Origin of the sequence: Burkholderia sp. AU27893, assembly GCF_002223205.1 — a bacterium.
Taxonomy (GTDB): Bacteria; Pseudomonadota; Gammaproteobacteria; order Burkholderiales; family Burkholderiaceae; genus Burkholderia.
Window position 1 is genome coordinate 1,233,582 of the sequence record NZ_NKFD01000004.1, and the last position, 24,556, is coordinate 1,258,137.

The 24,556-nt window shown below is 67.7% G+C and carries 22 protein-coding genes; 10 read left to right on the forward strand and 12 right to left on the reverse strand.

Annotation, left to right across the window (positions count from 1 at the left end):
- Positions 1–64: 64 nt before the first annotated feature.
- A complete protein-coding gene (locus tag CFB47_RS25450) occupies positions 65–841 on the reverse strand; it encodes an ABC transporter substrate-binding protein (RefSeq protein WP_089462675.1) in 777 nt (258 codons plus the stop codon).
- Positions 842–1,001: 160 nt separating this feature from the next.
- Here CFB47_RS25450 and CFB47_RS25455 point away from each other — a divergent pair, with 160 nt between their 5' ends.
- Entirely contained in the window at positions 1,002–1,793 is a 792-nt protein-coding gene (locus CFB47_RS25455) for an IclR family transcriptional regulator (RefSeq protein WP_089462676.1), read from the forward strand.
- 180 nt (positions 1,794–1,973) lie between these two features.
- On the opposite strand, the gene CFB47_RS25460 is transcribed toward CFB47_RS25455, so the two are convergent.
- A complete protein-coding gene (locus CFB47_RS25460; protein WP_089462677.1) occupies positions 1,974–3,296 on the reverse strand; it encodes a TIGR00366 family protein in 1,323 nt (440 codons plus the stop codon).
- Between the two features lie 209 nt (positions 3,297–3,505).
- Positions 3,506–4,840 carry a chloride channel protein gene (locus CFB47_RS25465; RefSeq protein WP_089462678.1) on the reverse strand — a complete coding sequence of 445 codons (1,335 nt, stop codon included), beginning with the start codon at positions 4,838–4,840 and terminating at the stop codon, positions 3,506–3,508.
- Positions 4,841–5,341: 501 nt separating this feature from the next.
- Between CFB47_RS25465 and CFB47_RS25470 the strand changes: the two genes are divergently transcribed.
- Positions 5,342–6,484, forward strand: a complete 1,143-nt coding sequence (locus CFB47_RS25470) for a porin (protein WP_089462679.1) — start codon at positions 5,342–5,344, stop codon at positions 6,482–6,484.
- Between the two features lie 216 nt (positions 6,485–6,700).
- Entirely contained in the window at positions 6,701–7,003 is a 303-nt protein-coding gene (locus CFB47_RS25475; RefSeq protein WP_089462680.1) for a DUF4148 domain-containing protein, read from the forward strand.
- A gap of 124 nt (positions 7,004–7,127) precedes the next feature.
- Here the strand turns inward: CFB47_RS25475 and CFB47_RS25480 are convergent, their stop codons facing one another.
- The gene (locus CFB47_RS25480; RefSeq protein WP_027791525.1) at positions 7,128–8,075 is read right to left on the reverse strand and encodes a LysR family transcriptional regulator; all 948 of its coding nucleotides are present in this window, start codon (positions 8,073–8,075) and stop codon (positions 7,128–7,130) included.
- Between the two features lie 200 nt (positions 8,076–8,275).
- Here CFB47_RS25480 and CFB47_RS25485 point away from each other — a divergent pair, with 200 nt between their 5' ends.
- Positions 8,276–10,459 carry an FUSC family protein gene (locus tag CFB47_RS25485; RefSeq protein ID WP_089462681.1) on the forward strand — a complete coding sequence of 728 codons (2,184 nt, stop codon included), beginning with the start codon at positions 8,276–8,278 and terminating at the stop codon, positions 10,457–10,459.
- Between the two features lie 137 nt (positions 10,460–10,596).
- Positions 10,597–10,809, forward strand: a complete 213-nt coding sequence (locus tag CFB47_RS25490; protein WP_089442544.1) for a hypothetical protein — start codon at positions 10,597–10,599, stop codon at positions 10,807–10,809.
- A 132-nt stretch (positions 10,810–10,941) separates the two neighbouring features.
- Here the strand turns inward: CFB47_RS25490 and CFB47_RS25495 are convergent, their stop codons facing one another.
- Positions 10,942–12,051, reverse strand: a complete 1,110-nt coding sequence (locus tag CFB47_RS25495; protein WP_089462682.1) for a P1 family peptidase — start codon at positions 12,049–12,051, stop codon at positions 10,942–10,944.
- Between the two features lie 80 nt (positions 12,052–12,131).
- On the reverse strand, positions 12,132–13,538 hold the full coding sequence (locus tag CFB47_RS25500; protein WP_089462683.1) for an APC family permease: 1,407 nt from the start codon (positions 13,536–13,538) through the stop codon (positions 12,132–12,134).
- A gap of 141 nt (positions 13,539–13,679) precedes the next feature.
- Here CFB47_RS25500 and CFB47_RS25505 point away from each other — a divergent pair, with 141 nt between their 5' ends.
- Together CFB47_RS25505 and CFB47_RS25510 are read left to right on the forward strand one after the other, a co-directional pair.
- Positions 13,680–14,480 carry a helix-turn-helix transcriptional regulator gene (locus CFB47_RS25505; protein ID WP_089458141.1) on the forward strand — a complete coding sequence of 267 codons (801 nt, stop codon included), beginning with the start codon at positions 13,680–13,682 and terminating at the stop codon, positions 14,478–14,480.
- A gap of 49 nt (positions 14,481–14,529) precedes the next feature.
- Positions 14,530–15,000 (forward strand): hypothetical protein, encoded by a 471-nt coding sequence (locus CFB47_RS25510; RefSeq protein WP_256941151.1) that lies wholly within the window; start codon positions 14,530–14,532, stop codon positions 14,998–15,000.
- 75 nt (positions 15,001–15,075) lie between these two features.
- Here CFB47_RS25510 and CFB47_RS25515 read toward each other — a convergent pair whose 3' ends face one another.
- Positions 15,076–15,393: a panthothenate synthetase gene (locus tag CFB47_RS25515; RefSeq protein WP_089462684.1), complete on the reverse strand. Its 318-nt coding sequence runs from the start codon at positions 15,391–15,393 to the stop codon at positions 15,076–15,078.
- Between the two features lie 199 nt (positions 15,394–15,592).
- A complete protein-coding gene (locus CFB47_RS25520; protein WP_089462685.1) occupies positions 15,593–17,056 on the reverse strand; it encodes a cytochrome P450 in 1,464 nt (487 codons plus the stop codon).
- Positions 17,057–17,143: 87 nt separating this feature from the next.
- On the opposite strand from CFB47_RS25520, the gene CFB47_RS25525 reads away from it, so the two are divergent.
- Entirely contained in the window at positions 17,144–18,079 is a 936-nt protein-coding gene (locus CFB47_RS25525; protein WP_089458137.1) for an AraC family transcriptional regulator, read from the forward strand.
- 237 nt (positions 18,080–18,316) lie between these two features.
- Complete coding sequence (locus CFB47_RS25530) at positions 18,317–18,691, forward strand: hypothetical protein (RefSeq protein WP_089458136.1); 375 nt, start codon at positions 18,317–18,319, stop codon at positions 18,689–18,691.
- A 153-nt stretch (positions 18,692–18,844) separates the two neighbouring features.
- On the opposite strand, the gene CFB47_RS25535 is transcribed toward CFB47_RS25530, so the two are convergent.
- Complete coding sequence (locus CFB47_RS25535; RefSeq protein ID WP_089462686.1) at positions 18,845–20,362, reverse strand: CoA-acylating methylmalonate-semialdehyde dehydrogenase; 1,518 nt, start codon at positions 20,360–20,362, stop codon at positions 18,845–18,847.
- A 49-nt stretch (positions 20,363–20,411) separates the two neighbouring features.
- Entirely contained in the window at positions 20,412–21,767 is a 1,356-nt protein-coding gene (locus CFB47_RS25540) for an aspartate aminotransferase family protein (RefSeq protein WP_089442555.1), read from the reverse strand.
- Positions 21,768–21,872: 105 nt separating this feature from the next.
- Between CFB47_RS25540 and CFB47_RS25545 the strand changes: the two genes are divergently transcribed.
- A complete protein-coding gene (locus CFB47_RS25545; protein ID WP_089458134.1) occupies positions 21,873–22,823 on the forward strand; it encodes a LysR family transcriptional regulator in 951 nt (316 codons plus the stop codon).
- Between the two features lie 162 nt (positions 22,824–22,985).
- Here the strand turns inward: CFB47_RS25545 and CFB47_RS25550 are convergent, their stop codons facing one another.
- Both CFB47_RS25550 and CFB47_RS25555 read right to left on the reverse strand, forming a co-directional pair.
- Positions 22,986–24,224: an MFS transporter gene (locus CFB47_RS25550; RefSeq protein WP_089462688.1), complete on the reverse strand. Its 1,239-nt coding sequence runs from the start codon at positions 24,222–24,224 to the stop codon at positions 22,986–22,988.
- Positions 24,221–24,556, reverse strand: coding sequence for a hypothetical protein (locus CFB47_RS25555; RefSeq protein WP_089458132.1), 336 nt, complete (start codon positions 24,554–24,556; stop codon positions 24,221–24,223). The genes CFB47_RS25550 and CFB47_RS25555 overlap by 4 nt, the downstream gene beginning before the upstream one ends.

The following is a 24,556-nucleotide window of genomic DNA, read 5'->3' on the forward strand; positions in this document are numbered from 1 at the left end:
CGGCACGTCGCAGTGGGTGCCCGCGATGCGCGGGCGATACCGCTCGGGAATCCCGGGCGCGCGCTCAGCTCATGTGCCACTTCTGCAGGATCTGCTGCAGCGTGCCGTCGCCCTTCATTTTCCGGATCGCGCCGTTGAGTTGCTCGAGCGTCGCCGTGTCGCCCTTGCGCACGATGAAGCAGACCTGCCCCTTCACGACGCTCTGGTATTCGGGCACGAGCCGGACCTGGCGATTGACGCCGTGTTCGATCTGATACGCGACGATCGGCTGGTCGGCGAAGCCGGCCTTGATGCGGCCGAGCGCGACGTCGCGCATGATGTCGGCGATCGAATCGTAGGTCCGGACTTCCTTGAAGATGCCCTTCTTGTTGAGTGCGTCGACGAACGCCGTACCGACCTGCGCGCCGACCACCTGCCCCTTGAAGTCGTCCATCGACGTATAGCGGCCCGGGTCGTCCGCCTTCACGATCAGGCCTTCGCCGAACGTATAGACCGTGTCGGAGAAGTCGACGACCTGCTGGCGCGCCGGCGTTTTCAGCATCGCGGCCGAGATGATGTCGATCTTCTGCGTGGTGAGCGACGGGATCAGCGCCGAGAACACGGTCTGCTGCACGTCGACGCGAAACCCGGCCGACTTCCCGGCCGCGGTGATCGCATCGACCATCATCCCCTGGATCGAATTGCTCTTGACGTCGAGAAACGTGAACGGCACACCGGTGGCCGTCGCGCCGACCCTCAGCGTGGGCTCGGCCGCGCTGGCGCCGGCCGATGCGGTGGAGAAAGCGATGCAGGTGGCGAAACCGGCGGCCAGTGCGCCGAACCGCTTGATGAACGAAACCATGATGTCTCCTTCTCGGATACTTCGGTGCGCCGGCCGGTCGCGGATCGACACTGCGACGATGACCCGATCTTAAAACGAATCAAAAATATCGCAAAAAGATTTATGCGTATCGATATGCGATACGATATGATGCGATATCGAATCGATTCGGCCCTTGCCCATGGAAACGTCGCCCGACCCGTCAAACGACCTGCTGTTCAACCAGTCGCTGGAGAAAGGGCTGAACGTGTTGCGCGCGTTCAGCGCGAAGCGACGCACGATGACGCTGGCGGAAGTGGCCGACGCGGCCGGCATGACGAAAAGCTCGGCGCAGCGGATGGTCTATACGCTCGAGAAGCTCGGTTACATCCGCAAGCATCCGGTGACGCGGCGCTATCAGCTCACGCCGCACGTGATGCGGATCGGCTTCAACTATCTCGCGGCCGATACGCTGATCGACGTGGCCAATCCGTTCCTGTCCGAACTCACGAACCTGACCGGCGAAACCACCAACCTCACCGAGCCGGACCAGGACGAGATGGTGTACGTCGCGCGTTTCGTGTCGACGAAGTTCGTGCCGATCCACATGCCGATCGGCAGCCGCATCCCGATGTATTGCACCGGTTCCGGCCGTGCATTCCTGAGCGCGCTGCCGCCCGGCGACGCGCGCGCGCGTCTCGACGGCATGGCGCGTCCGCTGCACACGCCGCGCACGATCACGGCGCTCGACGAACTCGTCGCACTGCTCGACAGCGCGCGGCTCGAAGGCTATGCCACCAACCAGGAGGAATTGTTCATCGGCGACATGTCGATTGCCGCGCCCGTGCTCGGCAGCCAGGGACAGCCGGTGGCGGCCGTGCACGTGGTGGCGCCGACGAGCCGCTGGACGTTCGACGACGCGCGCCGCAAGCTCGCGCCGGCCGTGATCGACTGCGCACGCGGGATCAGCAATTCGATCCGGACGCTCGAGTAGCACGCGCCACCTGGCAGACGCCGCGGGCGCCCTGCCGCAGCTGGTTCGGTCGCACGACGCGCGAGTGCCGCTGCCCATATCCTTGCCCGCGCCGGGCGCACGGTCGCTCGGCTGACGGCAGGCCGGATTCGGGATCGCGAGAGGCGGGCGCATGCGCTGCCCGCCTCTCGCGTCGCCCCGTCAGAACAGATACATCCCCGCGACGAACACGACGCCCGAGAACAGCAGCGTCGTCACGCAATACCCCATGATGTCGCGCACGCCGAGCCCGGCGATCGCCAGCGCGGGCAGCGCCCAGAACGGCTGCGCCATGTTGGTCCAGGCCTCGCCGTACGCAATCGCCATCGCGGCCTTGCCGAGATCCGCGCCTAGCGCCTGGGCCGCCGGCATCACGAACGGGCCCTGCACGACCCAGTGGCCGCCGCCGGACGGCACCGCGAAATTGATCACGGCCGAGCTCAGGAACGCGAGCAACGGGAACGTGTGCACGTTCGCGATATCGACGAACCACTTCGTGATCACGCCCGCGAGCCCCGAGTGATCCATCAGCGCCTGGATGCCCGCATAAAACGGAAACTGAATCATGATCCCCGATGCGCCGCGCGCCGCGCCGGCCACCGCGCGCGCATAGGCCATCGGCGTACGGTGCAGCAGGATGCCGGCCGCGAGGAACGCGAGGTTCACGGTGTCGATATCGAGCGCGAAGCCCTTCTGCACGAACTTCAGCACGAGGAACGCCGCGCACAGCGCTGCGACGAAAACCGACAGCAGGCGGCTTTCCTCCAGCCGTTCCGCAAACGTCGCGTCGGGCCCGAGTTGGCGCTCGACGCTTGGCGGCTCGGCCAGCAGCGCCGGATCGACACTGACGACGTCACCCGGCTTCGGCATCATCATGCGCGCGAGGAACGGCAGCATCACGATCAGGCCGATCGTGATGAACGCGTTGTAGCCGGTGAAGATCGTCTCCGACACGGGAATCAGCCCGATGGTTTTCTCCATCGGATTGCCCTTCGTGGCCGCGACGAGCGGGACCGAGCCCGACAAGCCGCCGTGCCAGCTCAGGAAGCCCATGTAGGCGGACGCAACGAGCAGCCGGTAATCGCTGCCGGCGACACGGCGCGCCACTTCGCGTGCGAGCATCGCGCCGAGCACGAGGCCGAAGCCCCAGTTGATCGCGCATGCGAGCGCGCCGACGAATGCAACGAGCATCACGCCCTGCCCCGGCGTGCGCGCGGTGCTCGCAAGCGCGACGAGCACGCGCTTCACGGGCGGCGAACTCGCGAGTGCGTGGCCGGTGACGAGGATCATGACCATTTGCATCGAGAACGCGAGCAGGTTCCAGAAACCCGCCCCCCACATCGTCGTGAGCTGGACGGGCGTGTTCGGCGTGAGGCCGAACGCGAGCGCGAACGTGACGATCGTCAGCAGGATCGCGAAAATCAACGGGTCGGGCAACACGCGGTGGACCACCTGCGTGAAGAATTGGGAAATGCGCTGTATCAACTTGAGCTCCTCGTTTCCTGATAGGGACGTCCGCGCGTGTCGTTGTTGGTTGAGGCGCGGAAACGCGCGGATTCTTGCACAGAACAGGCGGACGCGCTTTGGAGCACGCGGCTACGATCGCGTGCTGGCGCGGATGGGGAAACGGGAGAGGAAAACGGCGACCGGCGGTGCGATCGGCACCGCCGTTAAAAAGGACGGAAGCGTGTGCGTCAGCGCACGGCGGTCGCAGGTGTGCTCATGGTTGCAACCGGATTCGCCCGCCGCTCGACCAGCCGCTGCGCGAACCGGTACGCAACGAGCGAGCCGGCCACCGCAAGCAGCATCGGCACGAGGCTGTCGTGATCCGCGCGCGTGAATTCGAGCAGCAGCACGACCGCCGTGATCGGCATCTGCATCGACGCGGCGAGAAATGCGGTCGCACCGATCAGTGCGCAGCCGCCGATCGACGCGCCCGGCCATACAAGGCTCCACAACCCGCCGAGCACGACGCCGAGCAGCGCACCGTTCGCGAGGCCCGGTGTCAGCAGGCCGCCTTCCGCACCGGCCCGCAGGCTGCTGGCCTCGATCAGCACCTTCAGCGCGAGCAGCACAGCGGCGAGACCGATCGTCAACGTGCCGTCGAAGCCCAGCGACGCCGGGCCCTTGCCGTTGCCGAGCAATGACGGAAACCCCATCGCGAGCACGCCGATCATCGCGAAGTTGATCAGCGCGAGCACGGGCAACCGCCCGTCTTTCGGCGCGTTCGCCCGGGCACGTGTGGTGAGCCGCACGAAGCCGTACGCGGCAAGGCCGAACAGCGGACCGCAGACGATCGACCATGCCACCAGCGGCGTGCTCAGCACGAACGGTGGCACCGTGTACTGGTGTTCGTTGCCGAGGCCGATCCACGCAACGGCTGCCGCAATCGCCGACGTCGCGACCGCCACGACCAGCGCACGCCGTTCGAACGTGCCGAGCAGCACTTCGAGCACGAAGATCGCGCCGCCGAGCGGCACGTTGTAGACGGCAGCGAGCCCCGCACCGGCACCGCACGCGACCATCAGCCGGCAGTCGTCGGGCGTGAGCCCTGCGGCATGCGCAAGCCGCCCGGCAAGCAGCGAACCGATCTCGCGCGGCGCGACTTCGCGGCCGAGCGGCGAGCCGAGCGCGACGGTGACGATCTGCAGCAGCGCGTGAACCGTCGTGCTGACGACCGGCATCCGCGGATCGGCTGCACGCACCGCGCGGCGGATGCTGACGAGCGGCCGGCCATACCGGTACAGCGCCCACCAGCCGCCGCCGGCGACGATCCCGCAGACGACCAGCACCGCGAGGCGGCGCAACGGATCGGCGCCGGTCACGCCGGTGAGGAAGCTCTCGGGGCCGATCACGTGCGCGACGCTGTAGCCGTACGCGACGTGCTGGATCGCATGCAGCAGCAGCGCGAGCAGCATGCCGCCGAGGCCCGCGCCGACGCCGGTCAGGATCGTGACGACGGCCACGCGCGCGAACGGGCTGCTGGCCGGCGGGGAGGATGCGGGGGCGGACGGGAGATCGGGGCGCATGGGGTCGGCGAATGGAATCGAAAAGACGGCGCGCAATATGCGCGCCGCCGTCAGGACCGCATCGTAGGCCGGCGCTCATCATGAGACAAACGTATTTTTCGAATCGACTGATGCATTTTGCGAATACATAGCAATGGCCGGGGCCCGAATCACCCGCCGCCTGCGACAAAGTCCGCGTCAATCACGGATGCGCGTGTGACACCCGTCGTCGGCGTGAGCGCCCCATCCGCCGCGCACCGGTCACGCCGATCAACCGCCGTGCCGCGCCCCGCGCATGTTGCAACGACACGACAGCCGGTCACGGAGGCGCGAATGCCACCCGCGCGCGATCGCGCAAAAACCGCCGGCGTTCGGTGCGCGCGGCACATCGTGTCAGTTTTGTGAAGGACTCTTGCGGGATCCGGAAAGGTCCGCTCGCCGCCCCGGCGGCCTTGCGCGCGCGATGCGCCCCTACACTCGCGCCGAACTTTCGTTCCCAGTCCCACACGCAGGAGCCTTGACTTGAAAAAAACCCTCATCGCCGGCGCATGCGTCGCCGCCCTGTTCGCCCCGCTCGCTCACGCACAGAGTTCGGTCACGCTGTACGGCCTGATCGACGCCGGCATCGTGTACACCAACAACGCCAACGGTGCATCGCTGTGGCGCCTGAACAGCGGCACCGTCAACGGCAGCCGCGTCGGGTTTCGCGGCACCGAGGATCTCGGCGGCGGCCTGAAGGCGCTGTTCGTGCTCGAGAACGGCTTCAACGTGAACAACGGCGGGCTCGGGCAGGACGGCAAGCTGTTCGGCCGCCACGCGTACGTCGGCCTGAGCCAGAACGGCTACGGCACGCTGACGCTCGGCCGCCAGTACGACACGATGGTCGACTTCGTCGCGCCGCTGTCGGCCACGGCCGGCGATTTCGGCGACGCGAGCTTCGCGCACCCGTTCGACAACGACAACCTGAACCACTCGCTGCGCATCAACAACGCGGTCAAGTACACGAGCGAGACCTATGCGGGCTTCAAGGTCGGCGCGATGTACGCGTTCTCGAACGCGACGAACTTCGGCGCGAACCGCGCGTACAGCGTCGCAGCGAGCTACACGAACGGCCCGCTGAAACTGGCCGGCGCGTATCTGCAGATGAACGGCACGAAGGGCTCGACGAGCGCGAGCCCCGGCGCGACCGATGCGGCCGAAGCGAAGAGCCTGAACCAGGGCGGCTGGTCGATCGGCTCGGACCGCATGCGTTCGTACGGCGGCGGCATCAGCTACGGGTTCGGCCCGGCCACCGTCGGCTTCGTCTATACGCGTTCGCAGTACGACAACACGGGCTCGTTCGGGTCGACCGGCCAGGTCGCGTTCAACAACTACGACGTGAACGTGCGCTATGCGGTGACGCCGGCCGTCAGCCTCGGCGCGGCCTACGTGTACACGGACGCCAGCGTGTCGAACCCCGACAGCAAGCACGGCACCGATCCGAAGTGGCACCAGGTCGACCTGCAGGCCGTCTACAAGCTGTCGCGCCGCACGGACGTCTACGCGGAAGCGATGTATCAGCACGCAGCGGGCCGCGGCTACCAGGCGTTCATCAACGGCTCGGGCGGCGCATCGAGCACGGCGAACCAGATCGTCGGCACGATCGGCATGCGCACGCGCTTCTGACCGGCGCGATGCGTCGCCGCCCGCCGGCCACGAACCTGCGTTCGCACGTGGGTTCGCCGGCCGCGGGCGGCGTCGATCAATGTTGTGCCATCTGGAAGGCAGCCTGCCTGGAATCGGGGTTTTTACGCGCGCGGGCGCTGCGTAGACTGCCAGCAAAGGTCGGGGTCACGCATCGCGCGTCGAACCGGCCGCCCACCCCGTCCCCAGGAGAACCTCGTGAAATCGCTCTTCGTTACCGCCGCCGCTGCCGTCCTGCTCGTTGCACCGGCCCTGTCTTTCGCCCAGTCGGCCCAGTCGCCCGTCACGCGTGCGCAAGTGCTGCAGGAGCTGATCGATCTCGAGTCGGTCGGCTACAACCCGGCGCGCGGCGAAGTCAACAACTATCCGGACGACATCATGGCGGCGCAGGAACGACTCCACGAAAAGCGTCTCGCGGAACAGAAGGCCGCGCAGGCCGCCTACGGCCACGCCGGCGCACCGGCGACGGAATCGGGCGTGGCGACCAAGCCCGCGCTGTAACGGCATGACGAAGCGCCGCGCCCGCGTGAACGATGTCATGCAGGCGCGGCGCGGTTGCGTTCGCTCGATTGGCCTGAAGAGAAGGCGCCGGCAGCTTGGCCATGCGCCGGTGCGCACCCGCCACTCAGGCGGCCTGCGGTTCGCGATCGATCGCGTTCAGCATCTCGACGTCGCGCGCGATCATCCCCGGCACCTGGGCGCGCAGCATCTCGACCCAGGTCCGCACCTTCGCATCGACGAAGCGGCGCGACGGATACAGCGCGTACACGTTCATCTTCTGCAGGATATGCGCGGGCAACACGCGGACAAGCGTGCCGTCGCGCAGCGCGTCGATCGCCGAGTAAAGCGGCAGCATGCCGATCCCGATGCCGTCGCGGATGGCAAGCGCGAGCGATTCGGCCGTATTGGTCTGCACCGGCCCCGCGACGTGGATCTGCTCGACGCCTTCCGGCCCTTCGAGCACCCATTCGTGCGTGGGGAACGCTGGCGTGCACAACGTCAGGCACGCATGCGCCGCGAGATCCTGCGGACGGGCCGGTGCTCCGTGGCGTTTCACGTAATCGGGCGACGCGCACAGGATGCTGAAGGTCGAGCCGAGCAGGTGCGACACGAGTTCCGAATCGGGCAGCGACGACGCGGTCACGACGGCCATGTCGCTCGTGCCGTCGAACAGGTCGGGCATGCGCTGCGACAGCGACAGTTCGATCGAAACGTCCGGGAACTGCGCGTGATAGCGCGTCAGCGCAGGCAACACATAGTGATGGCCGACGCTCGCGAAACTGTGCATGCGCAGTACGCCGGCCGGCCGTTCGTGCGCGCAGCTCGCCTCTTCTTCCGCGCGGTCGACGTCGGCGAGGATCTGGCGGCAGCGCCGCAGATAGCTTTCGCCGGCCGACGTGAGCGCGAGGCGGCGCGTCGAACGATTCATCAGACGGGTGCGCAGGCGCGCCTCGAGTTCCGACACCGCGCGCGACATCGCGCCCGTCGTCGAATTCAGCGATTGCGCGGCGGCGGTGAAACTGCCCGTCTCGACGACGCGCGAAAACACCCGCATGTTTTGTAGGGTATCCATTCCTGTGAGCAACCTGTAGCGGAGCCGCTATTTTCCTCCACGGGATGCGACAGATTGTTACTCCGGCTGCAACTATCGTTTCCCCATAGCTGCGTTAATGCGGGGGCGCCGCACTCCTACAATCGGCGCCTCAACAGTCGAACGGACCCGTTCGGACGCGCCAGGCACCTCGCCAGGCCCCGTACCGGCCCCCTCTTTTCATGAAGCCACCATCTGCGATCGAGCGCCCTTCCATCGAACCGGCACGATGGAGAACCTGGCTCGATCCACTCGGCGACGCGGCGCGCGACTGGGCCGCGAGCGACGGGCTGATCTGGCTGCACCTCGCGAAAACCGTGTTCGCGGCGCTCCTCGCGATGGGCATCGCGATGCGCCTGGAGATGTCGCAACCGCGCACGGCGATGACGACCGTGTTCGTGCTGATGCAGCCGCTATCGGGGATGGTGTTCGCGAAGAGCTTCTACCGCGTGCTCGGCACGGCGGCCGGCCTCGTCGCCGCGCTCGCGCTCGGCGGGCTGTTCGCGCAGCAGCCCGAGCTGTACATGGCCGGCATCACGCTGTGGATCGGTACCTGTATCGCGCTCGCGGTGCGCAACCGCCACTTCCGCTGGTACGGCTTCGTGCTGGCCGGCTATACGGCCGCGCTGATCGGCCTGCCGTCCGTGATGACCCCGCAGACGCTGTTCCAGTCCGCGCTCACGCGCGCCGCGGAAGTCGCGCTCGGCATCGCGTGCTCGGGTGCGGTCAGCGCGCTGATCCTGCCGCTCAGCTCCGCGAAGGCGCTGATGCGTTCGCTGGGCACCCGCCACGCGACGTTCGCGGCGTTCACGGCCGGCGCGCTCGCGGGCGACGTCGCCCGCGGCGATTTCGAGCGGCGCTTCGCCGATTTCGTCGACGACATCGTCGGCTTCGAGGCCAACCGTGCGTTCGCGTCGTTCGAGGATCCGCACATTCGCGCGCGCAGCCGCCGCCTCGCGCGGCTGAACAGCGAGTTCATGAACGCGTGCACGCGGCTGCATGCGCTGCACCAGCTCGTCAAGCGGCTGCGCGCCAATGGCTCGGACGCGGTGCTCGATGCGCTGGCGCCGCACGTCGACGCGCTCGCGCAGCGCTTCGCCGCACTGCGCGACGAGCGGCAGCGCGGCATCGCGCCGGCCACCGGCGCACTGCTCGAACTGCGACGCTTTCACAGCGCGTTGCCGAAAGCCGCGCGGGCATCGCGGCGAACCATCGAGGCGCACGCTGCCGGCGGCCTGCTCGACTTCGATACCGCGATCGAGCTGCTGTACCGCTTCATCGGCGAATATCTCGGCTACGCCGACACCTATGCGTCGCTCGACCAGGACGATCACGCGTTCGAGCGCTCGGTCACGCACTACGCGGTGAAGACCAATTCGTTCTTCGTCGGGTTCGCGTTCCTGCGCACGATCGTCGCCGTCGGCGCGATGAGCGCGTTCTGGCTCGCGTCCGAATGGCCGAGCGGCCCGCTCGCCGTGATCGCCACCGCGATTGCGTGCGCGCTCAGCTCGACGTCGCCGCGCGCGCCGAAGTTCGTCGCGCAGATGAGCGTCGGCGCGGCGTTCGCGACCGCGGTCGGCTACGTGTTCCTGTGCTACGTGTATCCGAACATCGAAGGGTTCCCGCTGCTGTGCGCCGCGCTCGCGCCGGTGCTCGGCCTCGGCGCGTTTCTCGCGATGCGGCCGGGCTTGTCCGGCTACGGGATCGGCTTCGCGGTGTTCTTCTGCCTGCTCGCGGGGCCCGACAACACGATCGCGTATACGCCCGAGGTGCTGATCAACAACGGCCTGGCGATCGTCGTCGCGATGCTCGCGTGCTCGCTCGTGTTCGCGGTCGTGTTCCCCACCCACATGCCGTGGCTCACGGGCCGCATCGCGCACGACCTGCGCCGTCAGGTCACGCTGGCGTGCGAAGGGCCGACGGAGCGCCTCGCGCAGCGCTTCCAGTCGAGCACGCACGACCTGATGGCGCAACTGCGCACGCTGCTCGTGCGGCGCACGCGACAGCATCGCGACGCGCTGCGCTGGATGCTGTCGACGCTCGAGGTCGGCCACGCTGTGATCGACCTGCGCGACGAACTGAACGCGTTCTGCGCATCGAAACCGCCGCAAACACTGCGCTGGACCGGTTCGATCGACGCGGTGCTGCACGAGTTGCCGCGCTTCTTCGACGACCCGACGCCCGGCCACCACGCGCGCACGCTGAAATCGGTGAACCTGGCGATCCGCGCGGCGCAGCACACGCTGCAGGCGTGGTACGCGGTGCCCGACGAGCGGCACCGGATGCAGCGCATCGTCGGCTGCCTGCACTTCATGCGCAGCGCGCTGCTCGACAAGGATGCGCCGTTCAACCGGCACCGCCATTGACGATCGTTGCGCGCGCAACGGGATCCTTGTTCCGGATGGAAATAAGCTCTACAGCCGCGGTGATTAATCTTTAAGCAGTGCGAGCCTATAGTTTCCTCACTGCCAGCGAGACTGGCACCCACCCAGGAGAAACCCAAATGAAGCCGCTGCACCTCGCCCTCGTTGCCCTGTCGCTCACCGCTGCTGTTGCTCACGCACAGCCGGCACCGGCAGACGCCGCAAAGCAACCGGCGAACCGCGCTGAAGCCGTCGCGACCGCAGGCCGGGTCGATCGTTCGCAATCGAAGCAGGAAGACCCGAACGCGTGTGTCGGCCCCGTCAGCTTCTGCAACATCTACTTCGGCAGCTGAGCATGACGCCGAGTCGTCACGGCCAGGCCCGCACCGCCCGCAGCATCGCTCGCGCGGGCGAGCGGCGGCCCGGCCGATCGCCGTATCGCCGCTCCTCTCCGCGCCGCTTCGATTGAAGCGGCGCATGCCGTTTCAGGCGCCGCGCCCCGGCCGCCAGCCCACCTCGCGCAACGCATCCAGCAAGCGCGCCTGCCCGAGCCCTTCGACCCGCGCCCCGCGCGACTCGACGTCGCCGCCCGCGACGAGCGCATTCACGATCGCTTCCTCCACCGCTTCCGCCGCCGCGACGAACAGCGCGGAAATATGGTCGTTGTTGACCATCTTCACGCCGGTGGTCGGCGCGCCCTTGCTGCCGTAGTTCGCCGCCGGCAGGCCGTCGTTGCCTGTTGCAAACGCCAGGAAGATGTCGCCGCTCGAATCCTCCGTGCCGCCGCCGACGCGCGCCAGCCCGACGCTCGCGCGCTGGGCGAGACGCGTGCACTGGTGCGGCAGCAGCGGCGCGTCGGTCGCGATCGTCACGACGATCGAGCCCATTCCGGCCTCCCCTTGCGCGTCCGGCGTGCGGAACGGCGAAGGCACGTGCCGCAGCACTTCGCCGACCGGGTAGCCGGCCACGCGCAGCATCTCGCGCACGCCGTAGTTCGCCTGCACGAGCGCGCCGACGGTCCAGCCGCCCGCGTCGGCCGCGAGCACGCGCGACGCGGTGCCGATGCCGCCCTTGAACTCGTGGCAGATCATCCCCGTGCCGCCGCCCACGCCGCCTTCGGCAACCTGCCCCGACTGCGCGGCGGCCAGCGCGCGCTGCACATGCGCGGCGCTCACGTGCTGGCCCCAGATGTCGTTCAGCAGCCCGTCGTAGGTTTCCATCACGACCGGCATGCACCAGTACACGCGGCCGGCCGCCGCTTCGCGCTCGATCGCGACGAGCGCATCGCGCACCGCGCCGACGCTGTGCGTGTTCGTATAGGCGATCGGCGTGGTCAGCAGGCCGGCCTCGCGGATCCATTCGAGCCCCGTCGCGTCGCCGTTGCCGTTCAGCACGTGCACGCCCGCGAAGCACGGCGAATCGTGTGCGGCGCCCGCGCGCGGCTCGATGACGGTGACGCCGGTGCGGATCGACGCATCGCCGTTCTCGACGTTCAGCGTGCAATGTCCGACCCGCACGCCCGGAACGTCCGTGATCGCGTTGAAGCGGCCGGGTGTGCCGAGCCCGATGCGGATGCCGAGATCCCTCGTGCGCATGATGCAGTTCCTCCAGTCTTTCAGTAGTTCGATGATTCAGTGTTTCGATGTTTCGGTACGGCAAGCGTTCGATCCCGCGCTCAGAGCGTGCGGAAGGCTTCGCTGTGGCGTGCCCAGACCGCATACATCACGAGCGCGGCGACCAGCAGCCCGGCAATGATGATCAGGTCGGTCGGCTTCGTGGCAGTCGCCAGCGTCGTGTAGAGCGTGTAGGCCGCGCCGATTACCGCGACAAGCGGCGTCACGGGCCACAACGGCATCCGGTAATGATGCTCGACGTCACGACGCACGAAGCGGCTCGCGAGCGCGGCCAGCCCGACGACCAGATAGATCAGCAGCAGCAGGTCGACCGTGAACGCGGTCAGTTCGTCGAGACTCGACACGAACACGAGCCCCGCCGACGGCACCGCGAGCGCGATGGTGGCGAGCCAAGGCGATTCGAAGCGCGGATGGATCGTCGAGAAGGCGCGGTTGCAGGTGCGCGACCAGAGCGCGTGCCGGCCGCTGCTGTACAGCAGTCGGCCCATCGTGATCACGATCGCGATGATCGCGTTGAACACCGACAGGAAGATCCCGCCGCTGACCACGCGCGACACGGCCGGGTTGCTCAGCGAACGCACGACGTAGCCGATCGGGTCGGCGCTCTTCGACAGCTCGGTCAGCGACGGCGCGCCGAGCACGATCGCGGTGAGCGGAATCAGTTCGACGACGAGGATCACGAGCAGCGAGTAGATCACCGCCTTCGCGACATTGCGGTTGCCGCCGCGCAGGTCTTCCGCGAGATAGGCGGCCGAGCCGAAGCCGTTGTAGCAGAAGATCGCCGTGCCGATCGCCGGGACGATCGCAGCCAGCGTCGCCGGCACGAGCGCATTGCCGCTCGCGACGACCGGCGCGACCAGCGCGTCGGCGCCACGATGCGGCGACCCGAAGCCGAGGCCCGCGATCAGCATCAGCACGCCGATCTCGACGACGAGAAACGCGCCCGTGATCCACGCGTTCGTCTTGATGTTCAGCATGCCGAGCAGGTAGCTGAGCAGCACGATCGTCAGCGCGACCGACTGGTTGCTGAAATGCGTGCCGAGCGCGTTGTTCAGGTAAGGCGCGGCGCCGCTCGCGAGCACGGCCGGGATGAATACGCTGACGGACAGCACCGTGATGAAGGTCAGGTAGCCGGGCAGCGTGCCGAACACGCGCTTGGCCATCACGTACTCGCCGCCCGCGCTGCGGTGCGCGGCGCTGAGCTCCGCATAGCAGAGCGCGAACGCCAGCGCGAGCACGCCGCCGAGCAGGAACGACAGCACGGCGCCGCTGCCGGCCTGCTGGATCGCGAACGGCGCGATCACGAAGATCGAGCTCGCGGGCGTCACGCCCGACACGGTAATCATCACCGCATCGCGCACGCTGAGCGTCTGCGACAGCGCGCGCGGCGCGTCTTCCGTTGCAGGCGCCGCTTGCAGCGTGCCCGTCGATTCCGACATCATCGCCATTTCGTTCTCCTGTGCTTGGGTCGATCCTTTGCCACTTTTTTTTGAACGCCCATACTCGGGCCCGATTGATTGCGTGGCAGTCTAGGAAGCCAATTTCAGGACCGCTATTCCCCCTTCGTGTTACGCCCTTCCGGTGGTGGTATGGATCGTCTCTTTTCCGAAATCGCGATGCACCAGGCGCTCGGCCGCGCAATCGATCATCTCGGCCAGCCGCGCTTCTGGCGGTTCCTGGTGCTGCTGCTCAACGAAATGGCGCCGTTCGACAACGCGCTCGCGACCGCGATCGGCCGCGACGGCGTGCCGCTCGTGCTCGACGAATACGACACGGGCGGCACCGACGCCGCATCGCCCGTGCCGCTCTACCTGAACGGCTTGTATCTGCTCGACCCGTTCCTGCAGGCCGCGCACGACGGGCTCGCCGACGGCTGCTATCGGCTCGAGGAAGTCGCGCCCGACCTGTTCCGGCAGAGCGAATATTTCCTGAGCTACTTCCGCGACGCCGTCGGCGAGGACGAGATCCAGATTCTCGTGCGGCCGAACGCCGACACGCTGCTGTCGCTGTCGCTCGGCGCGGGCACGCGGTTCGACGTCGAGCCGCTCGGCAAGCTGACGGCCGCGATGCCGTGGGTGCTCGCGGCGATCCGGCAGCACTGGCGGCTGGTGGGCGACGCGGCGCGCGCGACGCCCGATGCCGATCTCGGCGCGCGGGTCGAGCAGGCGCTTGCCCGCTTCGGCGCGGGCGTGCTGACCGATCGCGAGATGTCGATCGCGCGAATGGTGCTGCGCGGCAATTCGTCGAAGGCGATTGCCGAGCGGCTCGCGATCTCCCCCGAAACGGTGAAGGTGCACCGGCGGCATTTGTACGCGAAGCTCGGGATTGCGTCGCAGCCCGAGCTGTTTTCGCGCTTCATCCAGGCGCTGGGGGAAGACGCGGCCGGATGACCGAATCGATCTCGGTGGATGGCAACCGGCAGGGAATCGGGCACACTCCGTGAAGCGCCGCTTGCCGGGGTCATCCGGTAACGCTGATGCGGATGCCTTCGACAACACGATTGCCCGACAACAGGAAACCCGCTTCATGTCGCTCATTCCGATCATCGGACTTGGCTGGCTGCTGTTGTGCGCGATCAGTGCCGCATCGATCGTGCTCATCCCGCCGGTGATACTGGTCGCTTGCCTGAGGGGCAAGCACGTCTGGTCGATCCTGACCCGCGGCCGGCTGCAGTTCGCGTTCCTGGCCTACCTCGGTTCAGCGCCGGTGCCGGCCGTCTTCACGTTCCTGCTGGAAGCCGGCGCCTCGGCCGGGAGTCACGGCGGCGTGGCGTCCGACAGCCTGCGCCGATGGAACGAACAGTGCTTTTTCGTGTTCGTCGCTGCCGCGGCACTGAGCGGCCTGCTGTTGCTGGTGCGGCCGAAAGACGGGCAAACAGCGAACGCCGAACCGTCGCAGCCCGCGCGATAGCCGGCACGCGAACGACGGCGCGCCAAGCCGCCTGCCCGGGTTTCGAGCAGGGGGATCGTCATGCGCCGATTCCCGCTACGTCTGTGTCTGCTTCCACGTCGCGCCGATCTGCGCGAGCCCGGCGTTCTTGAGATCGTCCGGCAACATCACCACGCGGAACTCGCAGTCCGCATTCAGCATCAGGAACCACGGCTCCGCGAGCGCCGGGATCTGCGACGGATCATTCAGGTCGACGATCACGACCGCCCCGCGCCCGCCGTTCTGCTCCGTGAAATACACGGCCTCGGGCTTGACCGCTTCCAGTATTCGCCCGATCACGTCGCCGACGCTGCCGTCGCGCACCAGCGTGTTGAACGGCTCGTGAGGGATTCGTATGTTGAGAAGCATGCGCATGACCCGCCTCCTTGAGCTGAGCCCGACCTGGGCCCTTCAAGCATAGGTGCTGCGCGATGCCGCGCCAGTGGCGCCGAATGCAGCGGCCGGCATGCATTCAAATTCCGACGATTCGATTGCGTTGCGTGTCGCGAACGGCAAGCGTGCGCGACACGCGAATCAGCCGAGCCTGCCGTCGCGTTCGATATCCGTCGTCGACTCAGCGGCACGCTCGCGCGGCCGCGTCGACCGCATCACATGGAACCCCCTCCGCCGCCGGCGCGATCGCGAGATGCAGCGGCCGGTCCGGCCGCAGCGTCACGTTCAGCACCGGCCGCGGCGGCATCCTGCCGGGCGGCGCCGACAACGCGTAGCGCTGCAGGATCATCGCCGCGACGACCGTCATTTCCGTCATCGCCAGATGCTGGCCGAGACACACGCGCGGGCCCGTGCCGAACGGCATGTAGGAGCCGCGCGGCGCGGCTGGCGCGTCGTCCGCAAAACGCTCGGGGCGAAACACGTCGGGCGCGTCGAACCATCGCGCATCGCGCTGCATGAGTTGCAGCGGCAGCATGAACAGCGTCCGCGCGGGAAACTGCCACGGCCCCAGCACGATCGGCCGCGACGCGCGGCGGCTGATCAGGATTGGCGCCGACGGATACAGGCGCAGCGTTTCCTCGAGCGTGTGCGTCAGGTAGCGTAACGACGTGCGCGTCTCGGCGGACGGCGCGCAACCGCCCAGCACGCGCGACACTTCATCGCGCGCGGCGGCCTGCGCCGCCGGATTCGTCGCCATGCACCACGCCCACCAGGTCAGTGCGCCGGCCGTCGTCTCGTGGCCCGCGAGGAACGCGGTCATGCATTCGTCGTGCACGGCGTGCAACGGCCATCGCCGCGCGTCGTCCCGATGCAGCCGCAACAAACGCGACAGCAGATCGTCGGGCCACGCACGCGCCGGCAGGTCGAGACGCGCATGCAGTTGCCGGTCGATCAGCCCGTTCAGCACGGCCATCGCCCGGGCCTTGCCGCGCTTCCACGGCACCCAGTCCGGCGTGCTCGCGGGCCAGTAAAAATCGGCGTTGGCCGCCGCGCTCACCGCGCGCACGGCTTCCTCGGCCGCCCGTGCGTCGTCGCCGATCGCGTCGGAGAACATCGTGCGCATGATCACGTCCATCGCCAGCGACGTCAGCGCGCTTTCGATCGGCCAGTCCGGATCGCGCGCAGGCCACTGCGCGAGCGCATGTCCGGCCGTCGCCGCGATCGACGGCACGAACGTCTGTACCGCCTTCGGCATGAAATTCGGCTGCAACGCCTGCCGCTTGTCGCGCCACGCGTCGCCTTCGGCGATCAGCACGCTATGGCCATGGACCTGCGCAAACACGCGGACGGCACGCTCCCAGCGCCCGAGCGCGTCGTGATGCGTGACCAGCAGTTCGCGTACGAGCGCCGGATCGGTCACGACCACCGCATGCTCGGGCCACACGCGCACGTGCACGACGTCACCGTATGCGCGCCGCCAGCCGGCCAGCGTGCCGAGCAGGTCGCGCGACATCGCGCGCAGCAGCCCCCAACCCGTCAGGCCGGCAGGCGGCCCCGGCGGCCATACGCCGGGCGGGTGAAGCACGGGCGCCGCCGCGGCAGCGCCCGTATGGAATGGACATGAGGATGTGGATCGCGTATTCATGGGACGGATTGTCCGCACCGGCATGGCGGCGGTCTTGAACGCAAACGACATCGACACGCGTCGGGCCGCTCCCTATACTCCAGCGTCATGTGCTCCGCCCCGTCATCGATCCCGCTGTCGTGCCCCGATCCGCTCGCACGCGCCCCTCGCGCGCCGAGCGACGGGCGGGCGCCGCGTGGACGGCTGTACCCCGCGCCGGCGGCGCTGCAGGGTGCGGTGGTCGCGATCGTGTTGCACGACACGCGCGGGGTCGCCTTGAGCGACGCGCAGCGGCTCTCGCATTTTCCGGCCACGCCGCTCGTGTGCGTGTCGTGGTATCGGGATCTCGACGTGGGCTTCGTCGAATCCACGGCCGACGGGCCCCGGTGGCGCCCCTTCGGTGCAGCCGTAACGCTGTCGGGCAGCCACTCGGCCCCTACCGTGGCCTGGGCGCCGACGGGCGGACGGATCGGCATGATCTGCTTCACCGCCGATGCGGCGCGGGCGCTGTTCGGCATCGCGCTGGCGGACATCCACGATCGCGTGCTCGACGCCCATGCGTGCCTCGGCGACGACTGGCATCCGCTGCTCGACACGCTGGTCGGCGCGGAACGCGATGCCGATGCGCTGGCGGCGATCGAACGTCATCTTGCGCGTCGCTGGCAGGCGTTGCGGCCCACGACGCCGCTGTCGTCGCTACGCAATGCGGGACGCAGCTGGGTCGAGCGCCTCGCGCTGCAGGCGCGCGAATGGCGGCATACCCATAGCCCGCGCCAGGTCGAGCGGCGGATCAAGAGCTACAGCGGCCGATCGCTGCGCGAATGGCAAACGCTCGTCAGGACGGAAAGCGCATTCTTCGCGGCGCGCGACCGGTACGAAGCCGGCGCCGCGTTCAACTGGGCCACGCTGGCGCTGGACGAAGGGTTCGCCGACCAGGCGCACCTGAGCCGCGAGGTCAAGCGCATCACGGGTTTCTCGCCGAGCGAATTCACGCAACGCTTCATCGAGGACGAGTCGTTCTGGATGTACCGGCTGTGGGTGTGACGCACGGTAGCACCCCACCGTTGCGTGACGCCCACGCGCGGCCGATACGCCCCCGATCTCCTCGCAGCCCCGCCAAAAACCGCCTATCGTGAATGGAGCGCCCCGTTCACCGCCATTCGACCCTGCGTCGCTCGCACCGGCGGTAACGGCACCGCGTTCCGGCACCATTCATCGCGATCCCGGCGCACGCTCGCCCGTGCACGATCGCGGCCGCCCACCGGATTACAGGAGGCCCCCATGAAAGCCGCGCTGCTCGTCAGCTCCGCCCTGCTCGCCATCGCATCCGCTTCGGCGTCGGCCCAAGGCTCGATCACGAAAGTCGAAAACGGTTCACTCGTCGCCGCGAACGGGATGACCGTCTACACGTTCGACAAGGACAAGGCCAACGCCGGCACCAGTGCGTGCACGGGCCAATGCGAATCCTTCTGGCCACCGTACAAGGCCAGCGCGACCGACGTTCCGGTCGGGCCCTACACGATCGTCAAGCGCGACGACGGCAGCCCGCAATGGGCCTACAAGGGCAAGCCGCTCTACTTCTTCTCGAAGGACATGAAACAGGGCGACCGCAACGGCGACAACTTCAACGACATGTGGCACGTGGTCGCGCCGTAAGCGTCCTTCCGCCATCTTCCGTGCTCGCCGAGCAGACGTAAAAAAGCCCGCGCGGATCGCCGGTCCGGGCGGGCCTCCTCGCGGTCACGCCGGCCGCATTGCGTCGCGTTGCCCGCCATCAGGCAGGCGGACGACGCATGCAGCCGGGGCGCGTCAGCGGTTCGACGGGAAGCTGAACACGGTGCCTTCGCGCACGCCGGCCGACGGCCAGCGCTGCGTGATCGTCTTGCGCTTCGTGTAGAAGCGCACGGCGTCCGGGCCGTACGCGTGCAGGTCGCCGAACAGCGAACGCTTCCAGCCGCCGAACGAGTGGTACGCAACCGGCACCGGCAGCGGCACGTTGATACCGACCATGCCGATCTGGATGTTGTCGCTGAAGTAGCGCGCGGCCTCGCCGTCGCGCGTGAACAGGCAGGTGCCGTTGCCGTACTCGTGCGCGTCGATCAGCGCCATCGCCTCGTCGAGCGACTTCAGGCGGATCACGCCGAGCACCGGCCCGAAGATCTCGTGCTGGTAGATCGGCATGCCGGGCTTCACGTTGTCGAACAGGCACGGGCCGAGGTAATAACCGCCGTCGTGGCCGTCGACCTTCACGCCGCGGCCGTCGACGACGAGCGTCGCGCCCGCTGCCACACCGGCTTCGACGAAACCCGTCACCTTCTCGAAATGCTGCTGCGTGACGAGCGGGCCCATGTCGACGCCCGCACCGTTGCCCGGGCCGACCTTCATCTTCTCGATCTCGGCCTTCAGGCCCGCGACGACCTGGTCGCCCGTCTCGTCGCCGATCGCGACGACCAGCGGAATCGCCATGCAGCGCTCGCCGCACGAACCGTACGCGGCGCCCATCAGCGCGTTCACCGCGTTGCCGATGTCCGCATCCGGCATCACGACCGCGAAGTTCTTCGCGCCGCCGAGCGCCTGCACGCGCTTGCCGTGCGCGCAGCCGGTCGAGTAGATGTATTCGGCGATCGGCGTCGAGCCGACGAAGCTCACCGCCTTCACGCGCGGGTCGGTCAGCAGCGTGTCGACCGCTTCCTTGTCGCCGTTCACGACGTTCAGCACGCCCGGCGGCAGGCCCGCTTCGAGCGCGAGCTCGGCCATGCGCAACGTCGACGACGGCGTACGCTCCGACGGCTTCAGCACGAACGTGTTGCCGCTCGCGACGGCCATCGGCCACATCCACAACGGCACCATCACCGGGAAGTTGAACGGCGTGATGCCGGCCGCGACGCCGAGCGCCTGGAACTCGCTCCACGAATCGATCGCGGGGCCGACGTTCTTGCTGTGCTCGCCTTTCAGCAGTTCGGGCACATAGGTCGCATATTCGACGTTCTCGATCCCGCGCTGCAGTTCGCCCATCGCATCGGCGAGCACCTTGCCGTGCTCGGCCGTGATCAACGCGCACAGCTCGTCGGCGTGTTCCTCGAGCAGCGTCTTGAAGCGGCTCATCACGCGGGCGCGCTTCAGCGGCGGCGTATTGCGCCAGGCCGGGAACGCGGCCTGCGCGGATGCGATCGCGGCTTCGACGGTCAGCTTGTCGGCGAGCGCGACGCTCTTGTGCGATTCGCCGGTGGCCGGGTCGAACACCGGCTGGACGCGGCTGCCGCCGTCGACGCGCTTGCCGTCGATCAGGTGGCCGACGGTGGAGGTTACGTTGCTGTCGTGTTTCATGTATCTGACTCTTTCGTGAATTCGGTTATCGCTCGGGGCAAGCCGCGGCTCAGTCCACTTCGTTCAGCGCGTCGGACAGCGCGTTGACCAGGTTGTCGATCTCGCGCTTCTCCGAGATGAACGGGGGCGCCAGCTGGATCGTGTCGCCGCCGTAGCGCACGTAGAAACCCTTCGCCCAGCAACGCATCGCGATCTCGTACGGGCGCCGTGCCGGCTCGCCCGGCAGCGCCGCGATCGTCAGGCCGGCTGCCAGCCCGTAGTTGCGGATGTCGGTGATGTGGCGCTGGCCCTTCAACCCGTGCACCGCGGCTTCGAAATGCGGCGCGAGATCGCGCACGCGGGCCACCGCGTCTTCCTTCACCAGCAGGTCGAGCGCCGCGACGCCGGCCGCGCAGGCCACCGGGTGCGCCGAATACGTATAGCCGTGCGGGAACTCGAGCATGTACTCGGGACCGCCCGCGGCCATGAACGTATCGTAGATTTCCTTCGTCGCGATCACGCCGCCGAGCGGCTGCGTGCCATTCGTGACCTGCTTCGCGAAGTTCATGATGTCCGGCACCACGCCGAACGCATCGGCGCCCGTCATCGCGCCGGCCCGGCCGAAGCCCGTGATGACTTCGTCGAAAATCAGCAGGATGTCGTGCGCGGTACAGATGTCGCGCAGGCGCTTCAGGTAACCCTTCGGCGGCACGACCACGCCCGCCGAACCGGAGAACGGCTCGACGATCACGGCCGCGATGTTCGATGCGTCGTGCAGCGCGATCAGCTCGAGCAGGCGATCGGCCAGCTCGGCACCGTGCTCGGGCATCCCGCGCGAGAACTTGTTTTCAGCCAGTTGCGTGTGCGGCAGGAAGTCGGCATCGATGCCCTGGCCGAACAGCTTGCGGTTCGGCCCGATCCCGCCGACCGAGATACCGCCGAAGTTCACGCCGTGGTAGCCCTTTTCGCGGCCGATCAGGCGCGTCTTCGTGCCCTTGCCCTTCGCGCGCCAGTAAGCGCGGGCCAGCTTCAGCGACGTATCGGCCGCTTCCGAGCCCGAACCCGTGAAGAACACGTAGTCGAGGCCGGCCGGCGTCAGGTCCTTGATCTTGTTCGCGAGCTCGAACGATTTCGGATGGCCGAACTGGAATGCCGGCGCGTAGTCGAGCTGCGCGATCTGGCGGCTCACGGCTTCGACGATTTCCGTGCGGCCGTGACCGAGGCCCGTGCACCAGAGACCCGACAGGCCGTCGAAGATCTTGCGGCCTTCGGCGTCCGTGTAATACGCGCCCTTGCCCGACACGATCATGCGCGGATCGGCCTTGAACTGGCGGTTGGCGGTGAACGGCATCCAGTGCGCGTCGAGCCACGCGGCGTCGGTGCGGAGGGTGGTTTCGTCGTGCTGGGCGGTGGTGATGTCGGTCATGTCGGTCGGCGCGGAGCGCCCCTCCTCCTTATGTTGATATTGCGCATTGTCGGGAGGCCAATTAGTCTTTTGAATATCGCAATATCAATGTTCACTTGCGCATTTATGCAAGCAAAGAAACCGAAGAGTCGCGCGCTGCTCGGGCAGCTCAGCGACATGGATCTCCGCCTGCTGCGGGTCTTCAAGGGCGTCGTGCAGTGCGGCGGGATGGCGGCGGCCGAACTGGAACTGAATATCGGCATCTCGACCATCAGCCGGCACGTGAAGGATCTGGAAACGCGCCTCGGCCTCGTGCTGTGCCGGCGCGGCCGCGCGGGCTTCACGCTGACGCCCGAGGGCCAGACGGTGTACGAGGAGACGCTGCGGCTGCTCGCGTCGATGGAAGCATTTCGCAGCAGGATCGACGGCATTCACGACCGGATGGGCGGCGAACTGCACATCGCGGTGTTCGACAAGACGGCCACCAACGCGAACGCGCGGCTCGGCGACGCGATCCGCCAGTTCGCCGACGAAGCGCCCGACGTCGCGCTGAACCTGCATGTCGCATCGATCAACGAGGTCGAGCGCGGGATCATCGACGGCAGCTATCAGGTCGGGATCATTCCCGCGCACCGCAACTCGGGCAGCCTCGTGTATTCGGAGCTGTTCGACGAACGGATGCTGCTCTACTGCGGCCGCCAGCATCCGCTCTACGATGCGCCGCACGGCAAGCTCACGTGGACGACGATCCGCAACCATGCGTTCGCGGGCCTCGGCTTCCATTCGCCGAACATGGAGCTGAGCCACCGCGCGAAGCTCACGCGCAGCGCTACCGCGTCGGACCAGGAGTCGATCGCGACGCTGATCCTGTCCGGCCGCTATCTCGGCTTCCTCCCCGACCATTACGCGGAAAGCTTCGAAAACAAGGGGCTGATGCAGCCGATCGCGCCGCATCGGTTCAATTACCGGTGCCGGTTCGTGAGCCTGCTGCGGCGCTCGCCGCGGCCGTCGCGGGCTGCGTTGCTGTTTCAGTCTTGTCTGGAGGCCGCGCATGCGGCGGCTCGGCCGGTCGCTTAACGGCCATCGTGGCTGAGTGGCTGAGTGGCTGAGTGGCTGAGTGGCTGAGTGGCTGAGTGGCTGAGTGGCTGAGTGGCTGAGCGGCTGAACGGCTGAACGGCTGAACGGCTGAACGGCTGAACGGCTGAACGGTCGGGTAGCCTGCGTCGGCTTTACTGCCGGTCAAGCCCCGTCGCCCGTGCCCGTCTGCGCACGCATCCGCTTCATGAAATGCGTCGCGACGAGCGCCGCCGCAAAACCGGACATCGCGCCGACACCGAGCGCCCAGCGCGGGCCGAGATGATTCGCGACCCAGCCGGCCACCGGCGCGCCGATCGGCGTGCCGCCGAGCGCCACCGCGAGACGCAGCGCCATCACACGCCCACGCATTGCCGGCTCGGTCGACAACTGCACGAGGCTGTTGGTCGAGTTCATGAAGGTGATCGCCGCGATCCCGGTCAGCACGAGCGCGGCGGCGAACAGCCAATATCCCGGCGCGAGCGCTGCCAGCGTGCAGCCGAGCCCGAACAGCGCCGCGCCGATCCACAGATGCCGGAAACGCGGCCGGTCGCGGCGCGCCGCGAGCAGCGCACCGGTGATCGTGCCGACGGCCATCATCGACGACAACACGCCGAAGCCACGCGCGTCGACATGAAACACGCTGGCCGCCATCGTCGAGATGAACAGCTGGAAATTGAGCCCGAACGTGCCGATCAGGAACAGCATCACGAGGATCGCCTTCAGGTCCGGGCGCTGCCACACGTAACGGAACCCGTCGAGCAGGCTCCCGCGCGCGCGGTCGGCCCGCGCATGCGCGCGCAGCTCGTCGGCCCGCAGCATCGACAGCGACGCCAGCACCGCGACGAAGCTGAGCCCGTTGAGCAGGAACGCCCAGCCGGTGCCGACCGACGCGATGATGAAGCCGGCCGCCGCCGGCCCGATCATCCGCGCCGCGTTGAACGACGTCGAGTTGAGCGCGACGGCGTTCGCCAGCTCCCGATCGGCGACCAGCTCGGCAACGAACGTCTGCCGCACCGGCGCATCGAACGCCGACGCGCACCCGAACAGGAACGCGAACAAATACACGTGCCACAGCTGCGCGACGCCGGTCACCGTCAGCAGCCCCAGCAGCAGCGCGAGCCCGCCCATCAGCGCCTGCGTCGCCATCAGCAGCTTGCGCTGGTCGAAACGGTCGGCCGCATAACCCGTCCACGGCAGCAGCAGAAGCTGCGGGCCGAACTGCAGCGACATCACGATCCCGACGGCCGACGCGTCGTGATGCGTGAGCTGCGTGAGGACGAGCCAGTCCTGCGCGGTGCGCTGGATCCACGTGCCGATGTTCGACACCAGCGAGCCGATCGCCCACACGCGATAGTTGAAGCTGCGCAGCGAGCGGAAGACGCCCGCCGCCGGCACGCTCATGGCCGCTCCCGGTCGGGCTCGTTGCCGCCGTGCAGCTCGCCGAAGCGCCGCGCGAGGAACAGCCCGAGCGCGAGGATGCCGAGGCCGAATGCCGCCGCGTCAGCCGTGACGCGGAGATCGAAGTCGCCGACCCTGCACACCAGCACGTAGGCAATCACGAGGTTCGCGACACCCCACAAGACATTCACCGTGGACGACGACAACCCGCGCCCGGGCGGATTCGCGAACGGCGTCTGGAACGGCTCGCCGCGCAACCCGCTGACGAGATGCGGCACGACGTTCGCGAGAAACGCGCCGCCGAAGAAATACGACACGAGATGCGGGAGGTTCAT